Annotated in this window: 3 protein-coding genes; all 3 read right to left on the bottom strand. The window is 74.7% G+C overall.

The annotated features are described in order from the left end of the window. Nucleotides 1-36: 36 nt before the first annotated feature. The 3 genes from HMPREF3099_RS08050 to HMPREF3099_RS08040 all read right to left on the bottom strand — a co-directional run bounded on the left by HMPREF3099_RS08050 (nucleotide 37) and on the right by HMPREF3099_RS08040 (nucleotide 1,647). A complete protein-coding gene (locus HMPREF3099_RS08050; protein WP_070705494.1) occupies nucleotides 37-471 on the bottom strand; it encodes an SRPBCC family protein in 435 nt (144 codons plus the stop codon). Between the two features lie 81 nt (nucleotides 472-552). After that, nucleotides 553-849: a DivIVA domain-containing protein gene (locus HMPREF3099_RS08045; RefSeq protein WP_070705496.1), complete on the bottom strand. Its 297-nt coding sequence runs from the start codon at nucleotides 847-849 to the stop codon at nucleotides 553-555. A 36-nt stretch (nucleotides 850-885) separates the two neighbouring features. Then, complete coding sequence (locus tag HMPREF3099_RS08040; RefSeq protein WP_070705495.1) at nucleotides 886-1,647, bottom strand: LOG family protein; 762 nt, start codon at nucleotides 1,645-1,647, stop codon at nucleotides 886-888. Nucleotides 1,648-1,738 lie beyond the last annotated feature (91 nt).

Genomic DNA, 1,738 nt, shown 5'->3' with positions numbered 1-1,738 from the left:
GGCGGGCCCTCCTGCGTGCGTGTCCGGCGCCTCGGCTCAGGCCCGGCGGGAGGACGCCTCCGCGGCCTCGATGGCGCGCTTGACCGCCTTGTTCACCGCGCGCTCGGCCGCGCCGTCGCCCCCCATACCCGAGGGGCGCACGGACTCGCGCCACGAGATGCGGCACCCCCGCGGGTGCGGGGTCATCGTCACGTCGCACCAGCCGGCCACCCGGGAACCCACCCGGCGCAGCGAGAACGCGGCGGGGCCCCCGGCCGGCGGCGTCCAGCGCGTCACCTTGAACTCGTCCCGGGCCGAGCCCAGCCCCACGGGCGTGCGCGCCTCGAACGTCCAGCCGATCCCCACCGGGCCCGGCGCGGTGGTGGTCACCTTGTAGGGGCTGTAGGCGCTGCGGGGCGCGAACTCGATGAGCAGCGGCCAGACCGCCTCCACCGGCGCGCTCGCGAAGCGCTCCACCTCAAACGACTTCACGGGTGTTCCTCTCTGCTCCAGGCCCCACCCGGTGTGCGACGAGGGTGGAGGCAGGGACACCTTGCCACGGTGTGGGCCGCTTCACGCGGTCGGGGGCGTGCGGCGCGCCGCCTCGAGCGCCCGGTCGCGCGCCTCCAGCTCCTCGGCCATGCGGCGCAGGGCGTCATCGACCTCGGCCATGCGGTAGCCCCGCAGGGCCACCGGCAGCCGCAGGCCCTCCACGTCCTGGGCGTGCAGCGGGCCGTCCGGCAGGTGCACGGCGGCGTCGGCCGGCAGCTCCGGGGAGAGGGCCCCCTCCCCCGCGGGCAGGCGCCCGACGGCCAGCGCGGCCACCCAGGCCACGACGCAGACGAGCAGGACGATGACGACGACCTCCATGGCGCAGATCATGGCACGCCGCGGGCGCCGCCGGCCTCACTCCGCGGGACGTCCCCGGCGGGCGGCCCCGGGGTGCTCCACCACGTGGCGGACCGCGTCGGCCGGGTCGTCGGTGAGGTACAGCAGGTCGGTGTCCTGCGGGGAGACCATGCCGCGCTCCATGAGGACGTCGCGGATCCAGTCCAGCAGCGGCTGCCAGAAGTCCACCCCGATGAGCACGATCGGGAAGTGGGTCACCTTGCCGGTCTGCACCAGGGTGAGCGCCTCGAAGAGCTCGTCGAGCGTGCCGAAGCCGCCCGGCAGCACGATGAAACCGCTGGCGTACTTGACGAACATCGTCTTGCGCACGAAGAAGTAGCGGAAGTTCACGCCCAGGTCGACGTACTCGTTGAGCCCGGTCTCGAAGGGCAGCTCGATGCCCAGGCCCACGCTGTCACCCTCGGCCTCGGCCGCGCCCCGGTTGGCGGCCTCCATGGTGCCCGGCCCGCCCCCGGTGATGACGGCGAACCCGGCCTCCACGAGCAGGCGCCCCACCTCCAGCCCGAAGGCGTAGGCCGGCGAGTCGGGTGTGGCCCGCGCGGAGCCGAAGACGCTCACGGCCGGGCCGAGCTCGGCCAGCGCCCCGAAGCCCTCCACGAACTCGGCCTGGATGCGCATGACGCGCCACGGGTCGGTGTGCACGAAGGCCCCCAGGCCGTCGTTGCGCAGCAGGCGCTCGTCAGTGGTCTCCGACGGCACGCGCCGGCCCCGCAGGCGTACCGGACCCTTGTAGTAGCTGGACTTCCGCGATGTGGTCACCGGGCCACCGTAACCATCGGCACCGACGACCTCCCGACGACCTGCCACCGCCCCGGGGCGCAGCACGCCCCCGGCCGCGCGGCCGGGGGCG

The organism is Kytococcus sp. HMSC28H12, assembly GCF_001816045.1.
Lineage (GTDB): Bacteria > Actinomycetota > Actinomycetes > Actinomycetales > Dermatophilaceae > Kytococcus > Kytococcus schroeteri.
The sequence above is the reverse complement of the archived record's forward strand: the minus strand, read 5'-3'. Positions and strand labels throughout refer to the sequence as shown.